This window comes from Enterococcus pingfangensis, assembly GCF_005405205.1.
In the GTDB taxonomy this organism is placed as follows: Bacteria; Bacillota; Bacilli; order Lactobacillales; family Enterococcaceae; genus Enterococcus_A; species Enterococcus_A pingfangensis.
The window spans coordinates 1-22,490 of record NZ_BJDP01000018.1 but is presented as its reverse complement, the minus strand read 5'-3'; the positions used below and the strand labels follow the sequence as shown (position 1 = coordinate 22,490).

The 22,490-nt window shown below is 39.2% G+C and carries 21 protein-coding genes and 1 tRNA gene; 16 read left to right on the top strand and 6 right to left on the bottom strand.

Features of this window, described 5'->3' with window-relative positions; genetic code table 11:
• The first annotated feature begins 65 nt into the window (after nt 1-65).
• The 8 genes from FFM63_RS09475 to FFM63_RS09440 all read left to right on the top strand — a co-directional run bounded on the left by FFM63_RS09475 (nt 66) and on the right by FFM63_RS09440 (nt 8,582).
• Nucleotides 66-2,501, top strand: coding sequence for a glycogen/starch/alpha-glucan phosphorylase (locus FFM63_RS09475; protein WP_137610046.1), 2,436 nt, complete (start codon nt 66-68; stop codon nt 2,499-2,501).
• Complete coding sequence (locus FFM63_RS09470; protein WP_137610045.1) at nt 2,482-4,314, top strand: glycoside hydrolase family 13 protein; 1,833 nt, start codon at nt 2,482-2,484, stop codon at nt 4,312-4,314. The genes FFM63_RS09475 and FFM63_RS09470 overlap by 20 nt, the downstream gene beginning before the upstream one ends.
• Nucleotides 4,315-4,402: 88 nt before the next feature.
• The gene (locus tag FFM63_RS09465) at nt 4,403-5,005 is read left to right on the top strand and encodes a hypothetical protein (RefSeq protein ID WP_137610044.1); all 603 of its coding nucleotides are present in this window, start codon (nt 4,403-4,405) and stop codon (nt 5,003-5,005) included.
• A gap of 59 nt (nt 5,006-5,064) precedes the next feature.
• Nucleotides 5,065-5,250 carry a protein YkzS gene (gene ykzS / locus FFM63_RS09460; protein ID WP_137610043.1) on the top strand — a complete coding sequence of 62 codons (186 nt, stop codon included), beginning with the start codon at nt 5,065-5,067 and terminating at the stop codon, nt 5,248-5,250.
• A 47-nt stretch (nt 5,251-5,297) separates the two neighbouring features.
• Nucleotides 5,298-5,381 (top strand) — tRNA-Leu (locus tag FFM63_RS09455).
• 190 nt (nt 5,382-5,571) lie between these two features.
• Nucleotides 5,572-6,396, top strand: a complete 825-nt coding sequence (locus FFM63_RS09450) for a helix-turn-helix domain-containing protein (RefSeq protein ID WP_137610042.1) — start codon at nt 5,572-5,574, stop codon at nt 6,394-6,396.
• Between the two features lie 76 nt (nt 6,397-6,472).
• Nucleotides 6,473-7,618 carry an N-acetylglucosamine-6-phosphate deacetylase gene (nagA, locus tag FFM63_RS09445; RefSeq protein WP_137610041.1) on the top strand — a complete coding sequence of 382 codons (1,146 nt, stop codon included), beginning with the start codon at nt 6,473-6,475 and terminating at the stop codon, nt 7,616-7,618.
• A 262-nt stretch (nt 7,619-7,880) separates the two neighbouring features.
• Nucleotides 7,881-8,582 (top strand): ABC transporter ATP-binding protein, encoded by a 702-nt coding sequence (locus tag FFM63_RS09440; protein WP_137610040.1) that lies wholly within the window; start codon nt 7,881-7,883, stop codon nt 8,580-8,582.
• Nucleotides 8,583-8,703: 121 nt separating this feature from the next.
• Here FFM63_RS09440 and FFM63_RS09435 read toward each other — a convergent pair whose 3' ends face one another.
• Together FFM63_RS09435 and FFM63_RS09430 are read right to left on the bottom strand one after the other, a co-directional pair.
• Entirely contained in the window at nt 8,704-9,297 is a 594-nt protein-coding gene (locus FFM63_RS09435; RefSeq protein ID WP_137610039.1) for an FUSC family protein, read from the bottom strand.
• A 94-nt stretch (nt 9,298-9,391) separates the two neighbouring features.
• On the bottom strand, nt 9,392-10,351 hold the full coding sequence (locus tag FFM63_RS09430) for a Gfo/Idh/MocA family protein (protein WP_137610038.1): 960 nt from the start codon (nt 10,349-10,351) through the stop codon (nt 9,392-9,394).
• Between the two features lie 284 nt (nt 10,352-10,635).
• Here FFM63_RS09430 and FFM63_RS09425 point away from each other — a divergent pair, with 284 nt between their 5' ends.
• From FFM63_RS09425 to FFM63_RS09400, 6 genes are all read left to right on the top strand, one after another.
• On the top strand, nt 10,636-11,169 hold the full coding sequence (locus tag FFM63_RS09425) for a hypothetical protein (RefSeq protein WP_137610037.1): 534 nt from the start codon (nt 10,636-10,638) through the stop codon (nt 11,167-11,169).
• 16 nt (nt 11,170-11,185) lie between these two features.
• Nucleotides 11,186-11,968, top strand: a complete 783-nt coding sequence (locus FFM63_RS09420; RefSeq protein ID WP_137610036.1) for a M15 family metallopeptidase — start codon at nt 11,186-11,188, stop codon at nt 11,966-11,968.
• A gap of 9 nt (nt 11,969-11,977) precedes the next feature.
• Nucleotides 11,978-12,592 (top strand): glycoside hydrolase family 73 protein, encoded by a 615-nt coding sequence (locus FFM63_RS09415; RefSeq protein WP_137610035.1) that lies wholly within the window; start codon nt 11,978-11,980, stop codon nt 12,590-12,592.
• Between the two features lie 31 nt (nt 12,593-12,623).
• A complete protein-coding gene (locus FFM63_RS09410) occupies nt 12,624-13,310 on the top strand; it encodes a beta/alpha barrel domain-containing protein (RefSeq protein WP_137610034.1) in 687 nt (228 codons plus the stop codon).
• Between the two features lie 104 nt (nt 13,311-13,414).
• Nucleotides 13,415-14,188: a C39 family peptidase gene (locus FFM63_RS09405; RefSeq protein ID WP_246033369.1), complete on the top strand. Its 774-nt coding sequence runs from the start codon at nt 13,415-13,417 to the stop codon at nt 14,186-14,188.
• 273 nt (nt 14,189-14,461) lie between these two features.
• Nucleotides 14,462-14,953 carry a pyridoxamine 5'-phosphate oxidase family protein gene (locus tag FFM63_RS09400; protein WP_137610033.1) on the top strand — a complete coding sequence of 164 codons (492 nt, stop codon included), beginning with the start codon at nt 14,462-14,464 and terminating at the stop codon, nt 14,951-14,953.
• Between the two features lie 34 nt (nt 14,954-14,987).
• On the opposite strand, the gene FFM63_RS09395 is transcribed toward FFM63_RS09400, so the two are convergent.
• Genes FFM63_RS09395 through FFM63_RS09385 form a run of 3 tightly spaced genes read right to left on the bottom strand, consistent with a single transcriptional unit; the run spans nt 14,988 to nt 17,353 of the window.
• Entirely contained in the window at nt 14,988-15,650 is a 663-nt protein-coding gene (locus FFM63_RS09395; RefSeq protein ID WP_137610032.1) for a DUF2238 domain-containing protein, read from the bottom strand.
• Nucleotides 15,640-16,149, bottom strand: coding sequence for a nucleoside 2-deoxyribosyltransferase (locus FFM63_RS09390; RefSeq protein WP_137610031.1), 510 nt, complete (start codon nt 16,147-16,149; stop codon nt 15,640-15,642). The genes FFM63_RS09395 and FFM63_RS09390 overlap by 11 nt, the downstream gene beginning before the upstream one ends.
• Nucleotides 16,136-17,353, bottom strand: coding sequence for a GNAT family N-acetyltransferase (locus tag FFM63_RS09385; RefSeq protein ID WP_137610030.1), 1,218 nt, complete (start codon nt 17,351-17,353; stop codon nt 16,136-16,138). Before FFM63_RS09385 ends, FFM63_RS09390 begins: the two co-directional genes overlap by 14 nt.
• Before the next feature lie 365 nt (nt 17,354-17,718).
• Between FFM63_RS09385 and lepA the strand changes: the two genes are divergently transcribed.
• Both lepA and recQ read left to right on the top strand, forming a co-directional pair.
• A complete protein-coding gene (gene lepA, locus FFM63_RS09380) occupies nt 17,719-19,557 on the top strand; it encodes a translation elongation factor 4 (RefSeq protein WP_137610029.1) in 1,839 nt (612 codons plus the stop codon).
• Between the two features lie 128 nt (nt 19,558-19,685).
• The gene (recQ, locus tag FFM63_RS09375; protein ID WP_137610028.1) at nt 19,686-21,458 is read left to right on the top strand and encodes a DNA helicase RecQ; all 1,773 of its coding nucleotides are present in this window, start codon (nt 19,686-19,688) and stop codon (nt 21,456-21,458) included.
• Nucleotides 21,459-21,750: 292 nt separating this feature from the next.
• Here recQ and FFM63_RS09370 read toward each other — a convergent pair whose 3' ends face one another.
• Nucleotides 21,751-22,050 (bottom strand): bacteriocin immunity protein, encoded by a 300-nt coding sequence (locus FFM63_RS09370; RefSeq protein WP_137610027.1) that lies wholly within the window; start codon nt 22,048-22,050, stop codon nt 21,751-21,753.
• Between the last annotated feature and the right edge of the window lie 440 nt (nt 22,051-22,490).

Genomic DNA, 22,490 nt, shown 5'->3' with positions numbered 1-22,490 from the left:
TGTGGATTTTGGCTTTTTAGTTCATTATGTAGTAATGAAATTAAAGCGTAGTTGGAGATGATAAAATGGATAAAACAGAATTTAAACAATGTTTCAGTCGCCGCTTAGCCGAAAAATTTGCTATGGGAGTCGCAGATGCTTCACCGAATGAACTTTATCAAACACTGGGTTCATTGCTGACTTCAACGTATTCGCAAAACTGGCAGCAGACATGGACCGATTATCGAGAAGCCGAACAAAAGCAGGCGTATTATTTCTCAATCGAATTTCTACCGGGCAAGATGTTGAAGAGCAATCTTTTAAATATGGGTTGGCTTGAGCTGGTGACTGAAGGTCTGGCTGAATTAGGGATTGATTTAGAAGATTTAGCAGAAGTCGAACCGGATATGGCGTTAGGCAATGGCGGACTCGGTCGTCTGGCTTCTTGTTTCATGGATTCAATCGCTTCGATGGGACTGCCTGGTAACGGCAACGGAATCCGATATGAATATGGATTATTCAAACAGCATTTTGTTGACAATTACCAAGTAGAGTTGCCCGATAAATGGCTGCACAAAGGAAATTTATGGGAAATCCGTAAAGAAAGCAAAGCCGTGGATGTTCATCTAGGTGGAGAGGTTTATCTGAGTCCTGACGCTGCCGGTAATTTAAAACCTAATTATCAAGGCGGAATGACTTTACGCGCGGTTCCTTATGATACGGGAATGGTCGGGTATCAAAATGATATTGTCAACACGATGCGTTTATGGTCAGTAGAGATTCCGCCAGAAGAAGAAGAAAATTATCGGAGCATTGAAGATCGCCGGACAGTAGAAGATTTGACCTCCGTGTTGTATCCAGATGACTCTAGCGAAGATGGCAGAAAACTGCGTCTTTCACAAGAATATTTCTTTGTCTCAGCGGGTGTTCAAAGTATTTTGCGCTATTATAAACAATTAAACAAACCGATAGATAAGATCAATCAATCTATTGCGATCCATATCAATGATACTCATCCAGCGATGTGTGTTGCAGAATTTATGCGGCTTTTAGTTGATGAAGAGAGCATGAGCTGGGAACGGGCTTGGAACTTGACTCAAGAAGTCATGAGTTACACGAATCATACGATTATGGCAGAAGCGTTGGAAAAATGGTCAAGCGATATGATGAAAAGTGTTTGTCCCAGAATCTACCAAATCATTGAAGAGATCGATCGTCGTTTCGTCGCAGAAATGACCGGAGTTCATGATTTTGATTTGATTCAAAGAACTAGAATTATTCAGGGCGATCAAGTCCACATGGCTCATCTTGCAATTATTGGTTCTCATTCAACGAATGGTGTTGCGAAATTACATTCAGATCTTTTAAAAGCGGTCGTCTTACACGATTTTTATTTGCTTTATCCAGCACGGTTCAACAATAAGACCAACGGAATCGCGATGCGCCGTTGGTCACAGTTAGCCAATCCAGCGCTGAGCAAAGTATTGGATGAAACGATCGGAACTACATGGCGTAAACAGCCGACTAACTTGCGTTTGTTGTTGAATTATGTAGAAGACAATCATGTGTTAGCTGCTTTAGCAGATGCAAAACTGGCAAATAAGAAACGGTTAGCGGCGTACATCCAAGAACATTGCGGTATCGAAGTGAGTCCGCAGGCAATTTTTGATGTTCAGATCAAACGATTACATGCTTACAAACGCCAATTGCTGAATCTTTTACACATCATTAAACTGTATTTAGATTTAAAAGAAAATCCTGACTTGCCGATTGAACCGCGTGTCTTTATTTTTGGTGCAAAAGCAGCCCCAAGTTATCATTACGCAAAATCAATTATTAAAGTGATCAATGAGACAGCTAGTTTGATCAATCAAGATCCAACAATCAACAATAAACTAAAAGTCGTCTTTTTAGAAAACTATAATGTCAGTTTGGCTGAAAGAATCATTCCGGCAGCCGATGTCAGTGAACAAATTTCACTCGCGTCAAAAGAAGCTTCCGGCACATCAAATATGAAATTGATGCTAAATGGTGCCGTGACGATCGCAACTCTAGACGGTGCAAATGTTGAGATCCGTGACGCAGTAGGTGAAGAAAATATCGCTATTTTTGGTTTGACGGAATCTGAGGTCTATCAATACTATGAAAATAAAAATTATTCTGCGCTGAATATCTATGATGAGAATGCGACGATCCGCAAAGTACTGGAGACATTGATCGACGGCACTATTCCGAATATCAGCGCTGAAGGGTATGAGATATTCGATTCATTGATCAAATACAATGACGAATTTTTCGTCTTGCGTGATTTTGAAGATTACTGTCTAGCGCAAGAATCCGTCAATAAAGCGTATCAAGACAAACAGCGCTGGCGTCAAATAAGTTTACGCAATATCGCAAACGCAGGGCGCTTTTCTGCAGATGATACCGTCCAACGTTATGCCGATGACATTTGGCAAATAGAGCCTGTCTTTGCGCATGAAGATCCGCGAGGTGCAGAACATGACTCCTATTTACTTTAATCCGTGGTTAGAACGTTACAAACAGCCGTTTGGCGCTGTGCAAGAAGGAATGATGGTAGATGTTTGGCTGTCTGTTTTAGATCAGCAAAACGCCAAAGCTTTCTTAGTCGTCCGCAAAGAAGGCAGCTCGGTTGGTCAAAAAATATTTCCAATGGAAGCTGCATCAGAAGATCGTTTTCATTTTCAAACGATCATGGATCAAGGCTGGGGGCTGTACTTTTATTATTTTAAGATCGTTCGTGAATCAGCTGGCTGCGAAACGATCCAGTATTACGGTTTCAAAGGACAAGGCGGCGAAGGACAGATTTACGGTTCGGAACAAGAGGTCATTCCTTACCAATTAACGTGTTACCAAAAAGCAGAAGTTGCACCGACTTGGTATCGCGATGCGGTCTTTTATCAAATTTTTCCTGACCGGTTCGCTAATGGAAATCCAGATCGAATAATTAATCAACCAAAAAAGAATTCATTTATTTATGCGACCGAGGAAGACACACCTTTATATATTCGCAATCAGCAAAATGAGATCGTCCGCTGGGATTTTTTTGGCGGAAATTTTAAAGGGATCCAAGCTAAAATTCCTTATTTTCAAGAATTAGGAATCACGGCGGTCTATTTGAATCCGATTTTTGAAGCCACTTCAAATCATCGGTATGATACCAATGACTATTTTAAAGTTGATGGTGTTTTAGGGACGGAGGAAGACTTTCGAAAGTTGATCGCAGCACTGCACGAGGCAGGAATCGCAGTTATCTTAGATGGAGTATTTTCTCATGTAGGCAAAGATAGCCGTTACTTCAATATCTCTGGTCTTTATGGAGAAAATACTGGGGCTGCCCGTAATCCGCAAAGCCGCTATCGCGATTGGTTCACTTTCAATCACTACCCGGATGATTATAAATCTTGGTGGGGAGTAGCTGACCTACCAGAAGTTCGCAAAGAAGATCCTAGTTATCAAGAATTTATTTATGGGGATTTGGATAGTGTCTTATCAAAGTGGACCTCAATGGGTGTTGACGGCTGGCGATTAGATGTTGCCGATGAGTTGACGGATGAATTTATTTCCGGTATTCGTAAAAATCTATCTGCCTATCAGGAGAAAATTCTGATCGGCGAAGTTTGGGAAGATGCTTCAAATAAGATCGCTTATGATACACGGCGAAAATATGTCTTTGGTGATCATTTGCAAGGAGTTATGAATTATCCATTACGGCAACAAATCTTAGCTATCTTGCAACAATCGCGGTCATTACAAGATATTTGTGAGGAAATGATTCGTTACCAAGAAAATTATCCGATCGATTTTTATTACAATCAATTAAATAATATCGGGACACACGACACAGAACGAATTTTGACTATGTTAAACGGCTCAGTTGAAGCTTTGGATCAGGCCTGGGGATTAATGTTCATGATGCCGGGAATTCCTTGTATCTATTATGGCGATGAGGTAGGTTTGACAGGCGGTAAGGACCCTGACAATCGCAAATTTTTCCCTTGGCAGTCGATCGATCCAAACTTATTCAAAAATTGTCAAAAATGGATTGAACGAAGAAAGAAATACGATGTATTAAAAGAAGGGAAATTTTTCCCGTTTTATTCGCAAAAACAACAAATTTTCGGAATCATCCGCTATTTAGAAAAATCGTATGTCGTCTATGTTATCAACCTATCTGATCAAGCACAAAGTTTAAAAGTAGGGGAGTTGACTAGTCCGCGTGCATATCGCGGGGATTACTCCGTCTTGGATCGGATCATGGAAGGCAAAACATTGGCACCAAAAGAAAGTTTATTTGTTTGCGACCTGAATTAGCTCATCTATTTTTATTACCGGTTATTTGAAAGCATTTCTCGAGCATTTATGCTAAACTATGCTATATCAGAACAATGAGGATGATTTTATGCAAACGTACAGCAGAAAAAAGAGCCGATTCCCTGCCTTTGATGATGAATTTGGCGTAAAGTTAGTACAGAACAATCAACGTGTCTTGTTTAACGGAGAAGATGACTTGATCACAAATTATCACTTGGAAGCCAAGGATATTTTTGAACGCTCATTACCGAAGACAAAGCGAACCCGACATGTTAATTTAGCTGAAGAACCGCACAGAGAATTAGCGCAGCACAAAGCAAATTTGCCGATGTATGACAATGACCGGAAAGAATCAAAGAAAGCAAAACTATTTGAGGAACACAAACCTAAAGAAGCGACGACACCAAAAAATATGTTCCATTCACGGAGTGCTCGCAGTGCGACTCCATTTGCACCCAAATATGTGCCTTCTTCATTAATTCCTGATGCACCAGCTGATGCAATCTCACCGAGAGAATTGATGCAGCGAATGGAGAAACCGCGTCATTCCTATGTCTTGTTTGCTTCAGAAGAGGAAGAGCAACCCTTGAATGAAAGAAAAAAAGCACGCCAACGTTTGGATCGTTCATTGCGTGGGATCATGGAAGAGGACAACTCAAATATCGAAAACAGCAAATATTTTCGCGACTAAAACGAAAGATGCTCACGAGCATCTTTTCTGTTTTAGCTTGCTGAAAGGAAGATTAAAAGATGAATCCATTTGAAGAAAAAATTCACCAATTACGAGCAGGCGAGATCGATAAAATCGCGGTATCTCGTGAGGAATTCTTTTTATTCCGTGAAGCATGGAGCAAACAAGAAGATAAGAAATTCTTTCGAGGAATCGCTGGTCTTAAAGGAAATATCACCTATGTTTATGACACGACGATTGTGTAAACTATTGACTTTTTTACTTTCGCTCGCTATCATAAAAAAGGTTTCACGCGGCGGTGTTGGAATTGGTAGACAAGCATGATTGAGGGTCATGTGAGAGAAATCTCGTGTGGGTTCAAATCCCATTCGCCGTATCAAGAATACACCCGTCTGAGGTGTCTTCTTTTTTTTGGAAAAATCGGTGTCAAAAAGTAGGAGAGAATTTTTTTCTCATTTTAGATTAATCCGTATCTATATTTGGACCCCATGAGTTGCTTGTTCGTTGACCATCAGCTAGAATGGGGCTATTGAAATGTGAATTTGCATATTTTGGAGGAATCAGCAATGGCAGTAATTGGTGAAGTCTTAAAAGATTTCAGAAAAGAACATGGCATGACACAAAAGGACCTTTCGCAAGGGATCTGTTCTCAAAGTGTCTTAAGTCGGATCGAAAATAATGAAGAGATCCCCAATGTTATTGTGATTCAGCAACTTTGTCATCGATTGGGAATCACTATCGACCAATTGATGCTTGATTTTTTACCAGAAGAACTATTCTTGCGCAAATATTTCAACAAGATGTTCATGTATCTGCGGATTGGGAAATATCAAGAAATTCAAACGACACTAGAGTATTTAGATGAACGCCAAATCACTCATCTTGACAAAGATCGCCAGCTCGCTTGTTTTTTTAAAGCCGTCTGCGCGTATTTTATTGACGAAGACCCCGAGAAAGCTTTGACTCATGTTGTCCACGGACTTTCGATCAGCGTATCAAAAAAATATGACGGTTATTTTGACAGCCGGATCTTACTTTTGAGTTTTGCTGGTAAGATGTATTCAGTTTTAGGTGAAGTAAACAAAGCGAATAGTTATTACAGTCAAAGCTTCGAATTATTCCAAACGATGATGGCCGATTATTCAGAACGTAGCGAACTAAGCAATTTATTCGTTAATTATGGGACGTTTTTATTTAGACAGGAACGCTTTGATTTGGCTGAAAAGGTCGTTGATATGGGGTTGAAATGGAATCGTCAACAATGCAGTTATTATAAATTAAAAGAACTTTTAGAATTGAAGATCCTCATGTTGGAGAGTCGCGATGAGCTTTATTCGGTGATTAATTATCGTAAAATACTGCGGGCTTTAGAAAAATTAAAAGATTTGTAGAATGGTCTACACCATTCTTGACTTACAATGGATTCAGGAGTAACTTTAAGATACAAAGAAAAAAGGAGAACTCACGATGAAAACATTTATTTATGCTGACAAATTCTTTTTAAACTCTGGTGTTAAAAACGCAGGTTATTTAGATGTCACCGATGGCATTTTTGGAACGTATACAAAAGAAAAACCCGAAGCTGCAGAGATTATTGATCAAAGCGGAAAATGGATTGCTCCCGGCTTAGTCGATACACATATCCACGGTTATAAAAATCATGACGTTATGGATAACGATGCAGAAGGTATCAAAGCAATGTCTGAAGGTCTTTTATCTTGTGGTGTGACAAGCTTTTTACCAACGACACTGACTTCGTCTAAGGAACGATTGAAAGATGTTGCAGCAACGATTGGAAAAGTTTATCAAGACGTAGACGGCGCGAAAATTCAAGGAATCTATTTTGAAGGTCCGTTCTTTACTGAAGAACATAAAGGAGCACAAAATCCTAGTTACTTTGGCGACCCTAGCTTAGACACATTCCATGAATGGCAAGAAGCTTCAGGCGGATTGATCAAAAAAATCGCATTGGCGCCTGAACGTAAAGGGGTAAAAGAATTTGTCAAAACTGTTACTGACGAAGGCGTAGTCGTTTCATTAGGACACTCAAATGCAACGTTAGAAGAAGCACAAGAAGCTGTAGAAGCAGGTGCAAGTGTCTTTGTCCATGCCTATAATGGGATGCGCGGATTGAATCATCGCGAACCAGGAATGGTCGGAGCTTTATTGACCTTGCAACATGTTTTTTCTGAATTGATTTGTGATGGACATCATGTTCATCCGCAAGCAGCAGAAGTGTTGATGGAAAAAGCGGGCCACGATCATGTAGCCTTGATCACTGACTGTATGATGGCTGGCGGGATGCCAGATGGCAATTACAATCTAGGCGAATTTCCAGTAGTTGTTAAAGAAGGAACGGCGCGGCTTGAATCTGGCAATTTAGCTGGAAGTATCTTGAAATTAAAAGAAGCAATCAAAAATGTTGTTGAATGGGACATCGCAACGCCCGAACAAGCAATCATGATGGCTTCATACGTTCCAGCTGTCAGCTGTAAAATCGATGATAAATGCGGATCAATCGCTGAAGGTCGTGCAGCGGACTTTATCGTTTTAGAACCTAACATGGATCTAGTAGCGACTTATTTAGACGGTGTTGAACGTTACCACGCATAATCAATGAGTAGTTCTTAACCTCGGTCATTTTTTTGACCGAGGTTTTTTCTGTCCAATGATTGTGCAGAAAGGGGCAGATGATCGGTTTGTTTTTGAACTTTCCATTTGAATAAACCTAGTTTAAATTAGTGGAAATATTTAAAACTTAGCCGTATTTTTTAAATCTGATTAGGATCTATTGTTGGCTTTTGGTTTTACTATGTTAAACTAAAAAGTACAAACGCTCTTTTGGCTATTTTTTGACGGATGAGGAGGAGCCAGCATGTCATATATTGATGTAATTGATGAAAGCAAATATTATCATATGGGTGAAACCATAATTAAGGCAAATGAAAAAATAAATTTCTCAATCGAAAAGGGAGAAGTTGCGGTGATTCTTGGACCTAGCGGTGCCGGAAAATCGACGGTACTGAATATTTTAGGCGGGATGGATAATTGCGATGAAGGAAAAGTAATCGTGGATGGAACGGATATTGCGACTTTTAATGATAAGGAACTGACCACTTATCGGCGCAATGATGTCGGCTTTGTTTTTCAATTTTATAATTTGGTGCCTAATTTAACAGCAAAAGAAAATGTAGAGTTGGCGTCGCAAATCGTAGCAGACGCCATGGAACCCGCAGCAGTTTTACAATCGGTTGGGTTAGGGGAACGAATGGATAATTTTCCCGCGCAATTATCAGGCGGCGAACAACAACGGGTAACAATCGCGCGTGCGTTAGCCAAACGACCAAAATTATTGTTATGCGATGAGCCGACAGGTGCTTTAGATTTTGAAACAGGCAAACAGATCCTAAAGATCTTACAAGATACCGCACATAAAAATGGCACCACTGTTGTGATCATCACCCACAATTCAGCAATCGCTCCGATGGCTGACCGGGTCATTCGAATCAATGACGCACATGTACGCAGTGAAGAGTTGAACCCCGCACCGCAATCCATTGAAGACATTCAATGGTGAGTTAATGCAATAAAAAAACGTGACGACGAGATCGTATTTTTTGATGATCTCCGCTTTGATTTTCTAAAGTATCAGCAAATTGAATCAGGCAAGCAGTGAAGCTTGTAGTTTTGGATCAGTCTTATTTTTGCGACTGATCCTTTATTTGTTTTCGGACACTATAAAGCATTTTATTTAATTCGGCTTCTTTTTTTCGCAACTCAACTAAGTCTTCTTTAATTTGTTTTTCTTTTTCGTCTGTTTGCGGGGAAATGACGCCATTTAAGGAAATCCCGATAATCGTGCCAATAAAGGTATCAAGAACTCGATTCAAGGCATAAAGAAACGACTCTCCTTGGGGGATACTCAAGGCGATCAACAGCATCGTAGCGATTGCGGAAATGATTCCGGAATTATTATTGAGGCCATCAGAAAGTACGATGACTAAGATGACGAATAAAGGTAAGATAATTATTTCAACATAGAAATCATTTTTAAAAAATGATTGGATATAGTAGAAAATTAAAGCCAGCAGTCCACCAAGCGAATTGCCTAAAACCCGCGACCGGCCGAATGAGATACTGGTAGTCAAATCTTGCCGCAAGGAAAAAACAGCAGCTAAGGCAGCAATCAAAGGAGAACCACGATCAGTCACCTGAAAAAGTAAAATACATAACATGACAGCTAATGCAGTTTTCAACGTTCGCATCCCTAAACGAAAACGACCAATTTGCACTGGACTCCCTCCTTTTTCTTTATATATAATAGTTTAACTAAATTATGACAAAAAAACAAAAGACCTCACTTGGCTGAAGTCTTTTGTAGCAAAATTATTTATTTAGCTGCCACTTTTGCTGCATTTGATCTAAAATCTCGATAACATCTTTAGTAAAGAAAAGAGATTTGTTTGGTCGTTTTCCTTGGATCATTTCCACCATATTTTCAATCTCATAATTCATCGCATTACCGGTAAAACCAGCTTCGATAAAGTCTTTTGTTCCATCATTGAAAAACAGCTCAGCCTTGTCAGCTCGGGGATAATCTTCAACGGTCAAATAACCATTCTCAAAAGCGACGATTCCTTTTTTCGGCATTTTGGCTTGGAAAGTCAAACTAACTGTTGCCAGCTCATTCTTTTTATTTTGTAAAATCGTGACAGATTGTTCATCGACACCGGTTGAAAATGGGACCATGGTAGAAGCGACTACTTCTGGTTGTTCAGTTAAGAACCAGCGGGCAAATGAAACAGCATAAGTCCCAATATCCAGCAGAGCGCCACCGGCTAATTCAGGATTAAAAAAACGGTTCGTTGGGTCAGGATCTTTGTAACTACCAAAAGGCGCTTGGATCATTTTTAATTTGCCCATTCGCCCGCTTGCAATCAAGTCATGCAGTTCTTGATATAACGGCATATTAAAAATTGTCATAGCTTCTGCCAAAATCAACTGTTTTTGCTCAGCTAATTCAATGACCGATTGTAATTCTGCTAAATTCATTGTGATGGCTTTTTCGCATAAGACATGCTTGCCTGCTTCTAAGGCTTGGACGATGTGCTCGTGATGTTGGCGATTTGGAACAGCTACATATATAATAGAAATATCCTCATCAGCCAATAGTTCTTTGTAACTGCCATAAGCCTTTGATAAATGATAGCGTTCTGCAAATTTTTCAGCTTTTGCCAAAGTACGCGAAGCACAAGCCGTGAGACTACTTGTAGTTTGGTCGAAACTCTCGGCAAAATCATGAGCAATGCCGCCAAGACCGACGATGCCCCATTGTAAGTTAGTCATAATGCTCCTCCTAGTCAAATAAAATTTTTTTAATTTAAAAATCGGCGCTCATGGTGCAGGATAAGATTGATCGTTTCCATATTCAAAAACAAATAAAATTTTTCAAGCGAAACAGTTGTGGAACTTTAAATCAAAAGTTACCCGTGAATGAATCTTGTAAAAGTTTGAAAAAAAATAGAAGCTTTTTTCAAAGTATAGCAGTAAATATTAAAAAATTTCAATCCATTTGCTAAAGAGATGTATTTTAGCCAAAAATTCAGTAGAATAGAAGAGGAGGGATTTGCGTGAACCAAATTTATTTAGATTTAGTAATGAGTGCAATTTTTGAACAATTTCATACAGAACAAGATTTTTATCTGGATTACTTAGGTGTCAATGAGGTGCAATGGCAGCAGTGGAAAGCCGGCCAAAATAATTTATCGCCGGAAGCAAATCAGAAAATCAAAAACTTATTCAGTGATTATGAATGGATGTTGAGTCAAAAAGTCATCCGTCAAACGTTTTTATTCCCTGAAAAGCGACCCACAGCAGTCGCTGAGTATCGCGAGATGAAGACGATCGTTGCACAAAAATGGATCGCTAGCGGGTTAGCTCAAGTGGAAATGATCCCTTTTAAGAATAAAAATGAAGAAGAAAATCAAGATTTTATTGATTTGCGTGTCACGATTGATTACGATAGCTGGGGCTATAGTGATATACTAAGCTTTCGCCTGCCGGCACACATTCAAAATCAGATTGCTAGCGCGCATAAAAAAACAGCCTTACTTGATTGGGTTAACGAAAATCTAACAGAAACTTATACGTTGCTAGATGATTAATGAAAGGATTTTTTAATTGAAAAAAACAGTAGGACTACTTTCAGTCATTATCATGCTCGGGATGACTGCTTATTCACTTTTTTATAGTACACCTACAGACTCAGACACAAAGCAAACAACTGCTACAACTTATTCATTTGAAAAGAAAACGGCGGCTAAAAAGGAAAATGCTGTTCAAAAAGCATTGCCGGATTCCAATGCAAACGATTGGAATCTTACGCTCGTCGGTCCCAACAATAAAATCGAAGAAGAAGTTTCTGAAGATAAGCTGACTACGTTGTCAGATAATAGTCACCAAGTCGATAGCCGCATCGCTGAAAGTTACGAAGCTTTTTCTGAAGCGGCAACCAAGGCAGGATTTCCTTTAGTGATCATTTCTGCTTTTCGTTCAGTTGATGCACAAAAGGAAGTCTTTGATACAAATGTCAATAGTTTGATCAGCGGAAATGGCCTGTCAGAAGAAGAGGCTATCGCAAAAACGAAAGAAACGATCACTGAACCCGGCTATAGTGAACACCATACAGGACTTGCTGTTGATATCGTCGATCAAGATCGCTACAATTCTTATTCAACACAAGTATTGGAAGCTTCTTATGGCGATGAGCCTGGGGCAAAATGGATTGCTGAAAATGCGCCAAAATATGGGTTTATCATTCGTTACCCTAAAGACCGTCAGGACATTACAGGCATTACTTATGAACCGTGGCATATCCGTTATGTCGGGAAAGAAAATGCCGAATATATTACTAAACATGATCTGACACTAGAAGAATTTTTAGAACAACTGTCAGCCAAGTAAGGAGGCATTATGCCTAAAAAAATAGGTCAAAAACGAAAGTCCAAGGCTTCGATCCCGCTTATCTTTGCGGGAATCTTAGTTATTGGGTTAGCTTTCGTTTTTTCTTTACAGCGATTATCTAATTTTGGAAACGAAAGCGGGCAGCCAGAAGAGACACTCACCCATCAAGCGTTTATCGATCAGTTGGTCCCGCATGCACAAGAATTGCAGCAAGGGTACGGTGTTTTACCGAGTATTATTTTAGGACAAGCAATTTTGGAATCTAATTGGGGGCAATCTCAGTTAGCTAGTCAGTACAAAAATCTTTTTGGAATAAAAGCTTCTGGAAATCAACCCAAAGTCAGTCTTGAAACAAAAGAGTATGTCAATGAACAGTGGATCACGATCCAAGGTGATTTTAAAGTATATAATTCGTGGGAAGAATCCTTAGACGATCATACGATGCTTTTTGTAGAAGGAACGAATTGGAACCCGCAACTTTATGCGGATGTCTTAACAGCCGCTGATTACAAAGAAGCAGCGCACGTTCTGCAAACCGCAGGCTACGCCACAGATCCTGATTACGCGAATAAAATTATTAGCGTAATTGAAACATATAACTTGGGTCAATACGATCATCCATAGTAGAATTGTTTTAAAGAAAAGGAGTGGGCTTATGACAGAAAACAACATACCTGAAATTATGACTGAATTACGGCAAGATATCGTACGCGTACCAAAAGTAATCGAAAAAGCTTCAGGAATAGTAATTTTTGGCAAGAAGATTCGGTCGATCATTTTCACGACGGATATCGCGATTATTCGAAATACAGATGCAGATGCAGTAATTGCTGTCTATCCATTCACTCCGCATCCTGCGATCACTAAAAGCATTATTGAAGCCGCTGATATTCCAGTTTTTTCAGGCGTTGCCGGAGGATTGACGCATGGTGTACGATCAGCCTACATGGGAATGTTCGCAGAATCGCAAGGAAGTATTGGCGTCGTTGTGAATGGTCCAACTCCAGTAGATACGATTCGGGCAATCTATGATGTCGTGGATGTTCCAGTAATTGCTACAGTCACTTCAAAATATTCTAAAATCAAAGAGAAATTAGAAGCGGGCGTCGACATCATTAATATTAGTGCAGGAAAAGACACCGCCGAAGCAGTCGGCTATTTCCGCAAAAAATATCCTAAATTACCGATCATCGCAACAGGCGGTCCAGATGAAGCGACGATTGAAGCCACGATCAATGCTGGTGCAAACGCAATTACTTACACACCGCCATCTAATGGTGTTTTGTTCAGCAAAAAGATGGAGAAATATCGTAAAACAGAATACGATGAGAATCATCAATAAAAAGATTGTCGAAATCATTAATGATTTCGACTTTTTTAATATGAATTTAGGTTCAGTTAAGGTTGTTTTGAGAAACTCATTGTGAAGTACAACGTAAAGTTGAGGTGAGGAAAATCAGACGTTTAATAAAATGGATAAGTCTCATTGTTTTGCTTGGCGCGATTTATTTCGGCTTTTTCTCTCAAAAGCAGTCGCAGAGCAGCAGCGATAAAATTGATGAAGTAGGAAGTTCGGAAGTTTTGCTTGCCGCAGATCAAGCAACAGATGCGGCTTTGATCGATGTTCCGCTGGAAAATCAAAACGCTGGAGCAGTTCCTTTAGAAAATGGTTGTGAGATCACAGCATTGTCGATGTTGTTAAATTACTATGACTACGATACAAATAAAAATGACTTGGCCGATTTGCTTAATTACGTACCAGTGTATGAAAATGAAGCCGAAAATATCCACGGAAATCCACACGAAGGTTTTGTCGGAAATATTTATGGCGGTTTGGATGCAATGGGAGTAGCCGTTGAACCGATCGCAGATGTAGCGAGTGAAATTGTTGGAGAAGAGCAAACGATTGTAGCTGACAGTGGCACATCGTTTAGTGATTTAGCAACAGTAATTGAATCTGGTACGCCGGTCTGGGTAGTGACAACAGTTGACTTTGAAGTTCCCACAGCAGACGATTTATTGACTTGGCAGACAACGGATGGAGAAGTAACGGTTTCACCTTTATGTCATGCAGTAGTTATCACTGGTGTAGATGAGGACTATGTATATGTCAACGATCCTTATGGATACAAAGATCGAATGGTCGATCGAGCTGATTTTGAAAAAATTTATCAGAAGATGGGCGAACAATCGCTTTATATCACAAATAGTAAAGCATAAAAGCAATCCTGATAGAAGGAGTCTTATCCCTTCTTCCGAATAAACGGTGTTCCAGTTATCTCTATGGAATAAGCTGGAATATAAGCTGGAATTTCACAAAACTTGAGAAGCAAATTTTCAACAATTCCTTCTTATTTTTGTGGTTACTCATTGCTGGCATGAACGCTTTTTCTATGCAAAAATAGTTGTTTTTTAGCATTTCTGATTTAAAAAGATTTATTTTTTGAAATCAATCTATTATGATAGGAGGAAAGTAATAGACAGGAGAAAATTATGCGCAGAAAAAAGAGACAAGTCACTGATCTGACAGCCATTAAAGATTTTGTTGAAGTATCACAGATTGTACGAATCGCAATGAACGGTGAAGAGTATCCATATGTTGTCCCGGTAAATTTTGGTTATGAATGGAATGAGGACAAACTAATACTTTTTGTTCATGGAGCCAGTGAAGGGGAAAAAATCAATCGGATCAAAAACGATCCTAAAGTATCCGTCGAGATGGATGGCAATCATCAATTGATTCAAGGAAGCATGGATGCTGCGACTTATTCCTATGCCTATCAAAGTTTGATTGGTTTCGGCCAAGCTGAAATTTTAGCGGACTTAGCAGATAAAAGGCATGCACTGCATAGGCTGATGGCACATGCTGCTAAAGGACAGCCCTTTGACGAAATACCCGAAAAGATGCTGAACCGGACAGGGGTCATTAAAATTACGCTGAATTCATATACGATGAAAGAAAATCTTCATCCAGCCAGTAAATAAAAAAAATCCAAACCAGATCTGGTTTGGAATTTTTTTATTTTTTTATTTTCTTTAGTCGGTATTCTTCAAAGTAACTGGCATTTCCGCGGCTTTGAATATGGGCGAAGATTCCCATCAGGACTGCGCCGAGCGTGTTAGTTAATAGATCTCCCATAGTGTCCATCAAAGCAGCACGGCCAATCAATAATTCGCCGGTAGATGTCGCATAGCGCTGCAGATTCATGCCTGCAACAGTGTCGCAAAGTAATTCCCAGAATTCCCAGAAGACACCACAAACACCTGCAAAGGCAAAACCAAACAGCAAGAACAGCCAAGGCGAGGTCTTGCTGATATCGGCATCTTTCATTAAGAATCCAAGCAATCCATAACCTAATGCTGTCAAGACCATTGGACTGACTGTATGCAGGATTTTATCCCAGAAAGAAACAATTGAGATCATGTGCAAAGAAGTTCCTAAAAAGACTGAGATGACAAGGAAGAACCAATAAAAATAAATGATTTTCTCAGGCAAAACAAGTCTGAATAGTTTAGCAATGATCTCTGGCAAGAAAATGAGTGCAATGCCGGCTAAACATTCGATGATGAAAATGATTCCTTGACGTGCTGAATATTTGCTTATAGCAAACTCGTATAGATTGTAGCTGAGGCAAAGAAGGCCAAAGATCAACAAAGCAATCCGATATTTTTTATAAGTCATGGAAATCACTGCCTTCTAAAAAAGATTTGATTTTTTCTAATAGTGCATCTTCCGTAGCAACGATCGTTCCGTTTAATTTGATCAATCCGACTGTATAAAGATTTAAATAATGGAATTGATTTTCTGCAGGTGTTTGCAAGGCAGTCAATTTTTGCTGATTGTCGGCACCTTGTTGACGAGAATCGGTGTATAAGCCGATTACTGGAATTCCTTTGGCATATGCCACGCCAATTTCAGAAGCCACACCAGCATCAATTGTCAAACCATCTAACAAAGCGATCATCAGGTCACTTTTCAAGACCTCTTCGGTATCGGCAAGTGCGATCATTTTACTATCTGCGTAGGCCGATTTATCGTTGATTCCGTCGTTTTCTTGTGGGAGATAGACAGTCAGCTCTGCTGAGATTTTACGAATTTTTGCTGCTAAATGTTGATTATATAAAAGATCACTTTGTGCAAATAAGGGTGCTGCAAAATAAATATGTTTAGAAGTAGTCACTGAAATACGCCTCCATATCCGGTATTGTTGTTTCTAATAATTCGATTGCTTTTTTGTCAGCCTCTAACCGCTCGATTCGAGCAAGGTAGGCGGCTCGGCGATAATTCATCAGCATACAGGTCAAGGTTTGAATATTCAAACGCACTCGTTTGCCTTTTGGTTGATCTGAGATACTCAATTTTCCAGCGGCGTTCCAACTAAGCGCGAAAATACCGTTGTTCCATTCAGCGATCGGATCATCCACCACAAAATAAAAAGGTTCAACTGGTTTTGCAAAAGGATAGCTCAATAGAAATTCCTTGACATCAACGATTCGCGCCATAAAAAATGGAGCGATCGTTTCTGTGATCTCGCTATCATCAAGCAGAAAAGATAAAGGTTCGTTTTTAAAAATATCGCCTTTGACCCAATAGACCATTGAAAAGTGTGCGCTGATAAAGTTCCACAACCCATTGCGGGCTTCCTGATTCAAGTAAAACATTTCTTTGATATGAAACACTTCATCAGAGATCCAATAAAAGAGCACACCAGTTGCTTTTTTATTGGCATCATAATAAATCGCAGCAATCCGTTCTTCTTCATTTTCAAATCGCCAGTATTCTTCCCAATTCAATTCTTTACGAATCATCGCGCCATGATTATTTAAGGCGAATTCATGATATACTTGGTAAACATCTGGATCATTGACATCTTTGCGCTCAACAATTCCAGGAACATCTACTTGTTTGGGTAGCTGGGTATCTTTGACTTTGAAGCTGAGCTTATCTGACATGATCTCCCAACCTTTGCGGCGATAATAAGGAATATTATAAGGATACAAATAAGAGATCCATTGCTGATCCTTGCGCATTTGATTCAAAGCTGTTTCGATCAGGTCCTTCATCAGACCGTGATTGGCATATTCAGGATAAGTACCAACACCGGTAATGCCGCCCATCTTAAACAGTTTCCCATGAATGTTCACTTCACAAGGATAAATAGCGATTTGTGAAATCAAATTATCCTCTTGAAACCAGCCAAAAACTTTCGACTGCTCTAAGACTGGTTTTTTAGCGCGAACCATTTCTCGTTTGTTTTCATAGCCGCTGTTTTCAATATCGCTTTCAGTTACTTGAAAAACATAGCTGAGCAGCTCGTCATATTGAGCCAAATATTCTTCGCCGACAGGCTTTAAGACTAATCGTTCCCTAAAGTCATTATCCATTCTTTCATCTCCTAATTCATATATGGAATCATTTTTTGACAAAAATGAATTCGGATTTTTACTACGTAGATTATTTTACTAAAATGTACCAAAAAAAGATCGGACAACTTATTTATAGTGTACAACTTTTTTATAAAAGGTGGGGCATCTTCAATAAAGAAAACCACTGTTAATAAAAGCAATTACTTATTCGATCACTTACTAAAAGCAAAAAAGCAAAGCAAAAATCCAATGAATGTTCTAAGTATAGCAAAATCAGAATGATATTTCTCTTACCGACTTTGGGAAATAGGGGAAAAGACTTTTTTTCTATTAGAAACGTTGGTATAATTGACAGTGCTGATTAAAAGAAATGAGGAACTTTAATGAATATAGAAGAATTGAAGAAACGCCAAAAAATGATCCGAAATTTTTCGATCATTGCGCATATTGATCACGGAAAATCGACTTTGGCTGACCGAATCTTAGAGCAGACCAATACCGTAAGTTCCCGGGAAATGCAAGAACAGCTGTTGGACTCGATGGATCTAGAACGTGAACGTGGAATTACAATTAAATTAAACGCTGTAGAATTACATTATACCGCTAAAGATGGTCAAACATATATATTTCACTTGATCGATACACCAGGACATGTCGACTTTACTTATGAAGTGTCCCGCAGTTTGGCAGCTTGTGAAGGGGCTGTCTTAGTTGTCGATGCTGCACAAGGAATCGAAGCGCAAACATTAGCGAATGTTTATTTAGCCTTAGATAACGATTTAGAAATTTTGCCAGTCATCAATAAAATCGATTTGCCGGCGGCTGATCCAGAACGAGTACGGAAAGAAATCGAAGACGTGATCGGGATCGACGCAGAAGATGCTGTTTTAGCAAGTGCAAAAACAGGAATCGGGATCGGTGATATTTTGGAACAGATCGTCACAAATGTACCCGCACCAAGCGGTGACTTAGAAGCGCCGTTAAAAGCGTTGATCTTTGATTCAATTTATGACAGCTATCGTGGGGTTGTTTTGAATGTCCGGATTACAGATGGAATCGTTCGCCCTGGAGATAAAATTCAATTAATGAGCAATGGCAAAACTTTTGACGTAACAGAAGTGGGTGTCTTCTCGCCAAAAACAGTTCAGCGTGATTACTTGATGGTAGGCGATGTTGGGTATATCACTGCCAGCATCAAATCTGTACAAGACACTCGCGTAGGGGATACCGTTACACTTGCCAATAATCCAGCCAAAGAAGCATTAGATGGTTATCGTAAAATGAATCCAATGGTCTTTTGCGGATTGTATCCAATCGATACTTCTCGTTACAATGATTTACGTGAAGCACTAGAAAAATTACAATTAAATGATGCAGCCTTACAATTCGAACCAGAAACTTCTCAAGCACTTGGTTTTGGTTTCCGTTGCGGCTTCTTAGGCTTGTTGCACATGGATGTGGTCCAAGAACGTTTGGAACGCGAGTTCAATCTTGAATTGATCACAACGGCACCGTCTGTTATTTATCATGTGAATTTAACAGACGGTACACAACTGATCGTAGATAATCCATCTGATTTTCCAGATCCATCAAAAATTCAAAACGTCGAAGAACCCTTTGTAAAAGCCAATATTATGGTACCAAATGAATATGTCGGTGCGGTGATGGAACTTTCACAACGTAAACGTGGCGAATTCATCACGATGGATTACTTAGACGATTATCGAGTAAATGTCGTTTACCATATTCCGTTATCAGAAATCGTGTTTGATTTCTTCGATAAACTAAAATCAAGTACTAAAGGATATGCTTCATTGGATTATGAAATGGCGGATTACCGCGAAAGCCGCTTAGTGAAGATGGACATTTTATTAAATGCTGAAACAGTGGATGCCTTAAGTTTCATCGTTCACCGTGAATTCGCGCAAGAACGCGGACGTGCGATCGTTGATAAACTAAAAACCTTGATTCCACGACAACAATTTGAAGTTCCAATCCAAGCAACGATCGGTACAAAAATTGTCGCCCGGACAGATATCAAAGCATTGCGAAAAAATGTTTTGGCGAAGTGTTACGGCGGCGATATTTCTCGTAAACGTAAATTGTTAGAGAAACAAAAAGAAGGTAAGAAACGAATGAAACAAATCGGTTCAGTCGAAGTACCACAAGAAGCCTTCATGGCAGTGCTGAAAATGGATGAGGATGAACCGAAGAAAAAGTAAGGATTCATGCGATGGTTTTCATAAATCTCAATTGAAAATAAAAAGAAATTCGCCCTATTTCCACCCTGAGTTTGTGAGGGTGAATGATAGGGCGAATTTATACATTTTGATCAAGAAAGGGCACATTTATGGAACGAATTAAAGCTCTGTTGTCAGAAAAATTTGGTTATACGCAATTTAAAAATGGGCAAGAGGCGATTATTCAAAAGGTATTACAACAACAGAATGTTTTAGGGATAATGCCAACAGGTGGAGGAAAGTCGATTTGTTACCAATTGCCGGCGCTTGTTTTAGAAGGTTTGACTTTAGTCATTTCTCCATTGATTTCCTTAATGAAAGATCAAGTCGATAGTTTGAATGAAGTGGGTATTCCAGCAGCTTTTATAAACAGTACCTTATCTAATTTAGAAATGAATGAACGGGTCAGAAAAGCCGCTCGTGGTGAGATCAAATTGCTGTACGTTGCACCAGAGCGACTAGAATCTGCGGATTTTCGCGAACTGCTACGTTATGTACCCATCGAACTTTTAGCAGTCGATGAAGCACATTGTATTTCTCAATGGGGACATGATTTTCGGCCTAGCTATTTACGATTAGCCGAAACCATTCAAAATTTTGACCAGCAGCCGACCATCATCGCTTTGACTGCTACGGCAACACCGCAAGTAGCAGACGATATTTCTAATTTGCTGCACATTCCCAAAGAAAATGAAATCAAAACCGGATTTGCTCGAGAAAATTTGGCTTTTCAAGTGGTAAAGGAACAAAAGGATTTATATCTATTGGAATATTTGAAGCTAAATAAGGGGCAATCTGGAATTATCTATGCTTCTACTCGTAAAGAAGTTGAACGCTTATATCATCTATTAAAGCACCATGATTTTGCTGTGGGCAGATACCATGGCGGATTAAATGATCAGGAACGGTTACAAAATCAAGAGGATTTCTTATTTGATCGCATTGAAGTAATGATTGCTACCAATGCATTTGGTATGGGAATCAATAAAAGCAATGTTCGTTTTGTTATTCATGCGCAGATACCGGGAAATTTGGAGTCTTACTATCAAGAAGCAGGACGAGCGGGTCGAGACGGATTGCCAAGTGAGGCAGTCTTGTTATACGCGCCGCAAGACCTGCAGGTGCAGAAATTTTTCATTGAACAGTCTCAATCAGAGACCGCTTATCAACAAAATGAATACACAAAATTGCGGGAAATGAATCAGTATGCCCATACCCAAATGTGTTTGCAGCGTTTCATCTTGAAATACTTTGGCGAAGATCAGCCGGATTGCGGAAAATGCAGTAATTGTTTAGATGAAAGAGAACAAGTGAATATCACGACGGATACGCAAAAAGTTTTATCCTGTGTCAAACGAATGGGAGAGAAATTCGGTAAGGCATTAGTAGCAAAAGTATTGACCGGATCAAACGATCAAAAAATCAAACAATGGCGTTTTGAGCAGTTGCCGACCTACGGACTAATGAAGGAGTATTCGCAAAAAGAAGTAGCTAGCCTGATTGATTACTTGACTGCGGAGCACTATTTAGTGCCATCAGAAGGGCAATATCCTTTATTGTCAGTTTCTGAACAAGGAGTTTTGGTTCTTTTAGGCAAGCAAGAAGTTTATCGCAAGCAGGCGCCGGTAAAACAACTTGTCGCAGATGACGAGCTGTTTGAAAAGATGCGCAGCTTGCGTTCACAACTCGCACAAGAAAAAAATCTGCCGCCGTATGTGATTTTTTCTGATAAGACGTTGACCGAGTTGGCTGAAAAGCAGCCACAAACATCGTTAGAATTCTTACAGATCAAAGGTGTTGGAAAGAGCAAGCTTGATAATTATGGCGAGCAATTTTTAGCACTTTTAAAAAAAGAAAAGCAAGGAACTGAATTAGATAAATAAAAATACATACTTATATTTTAGCTCTTTGTCAATGATGTTGGTAAAGAAAAATCTTAGAATTATTAGAGATCGAGAGGGATTTTTCCTCTTGGTCTTTTTAACTTAAGATCAATGTACGTCTGTGACGAATCAGGCTACACAATTTAAAGTTGTAAAAGCTACAATAAACGTCAAACCAATAGTTAAAGCGAATTAATACGGGGAGGTAGATGTTAAGAAAAAATTTTTTAAGCTGTTTCATAAAAAAAACAGCAAAGTTCTTTGCTGTCGGTGAAAAAATAACCATACTAAATTAGAACCATAATGGGAACATCATTGAACTCATTGCTATGCCCTTGTAAGTTTCTGCGTCACTTTTTAATTTGTAGTATAACTTTATCATTGCTTCAGGAAATTGTTCCTTGTTGCTAAGATAATAGAAAGAGATGGCATTGCAAAGTTTGGTGGATACCAATTTAATATCGCTTGTTTCATCCAATTCTTGGGCCGCTTCAAGAATGATAGTTTGTAATTCCGGGATTCGGGATACTTCTTCATCTGAATAGGAGGAACTCAATTGGTCCATCAGCGTCTTTAATTTATCTTCTGACATTTAAGCACCTCCTTAAAGCATAAATCATTAGTATGATACCTAAACTAGTTAAAAAACTTTAAAAAAAATATATGGATTCCATAATGACACCCCTGGGGCTATGATAAAAGTAACTAAAAAGTATGTGAGTAGGCAAAGTAGACTATGATCTTGGGTATTTACATAGAAAAGTTCACTCAGTCTAAATTATACTGTTCGTTTTCTTAGAAGCTAGATTCATATTGATTACGAAGTTGATGAAGAAAATGAAGCTAGCGATCTTAGTGATATATCCAGAACCAAAAATTAGAAGAAGTGCAGAAAGAAAATTTAGTAGAGCGATGTAAAGAAAAATATTGTTCAATTTTTTCATTCAATACAACCTGGTGTTAGTATCAAATCTTAGACAACTTTTCGTAGAGACAGAAATAAATTAAACTTATCTACGAGAGGATGGATTT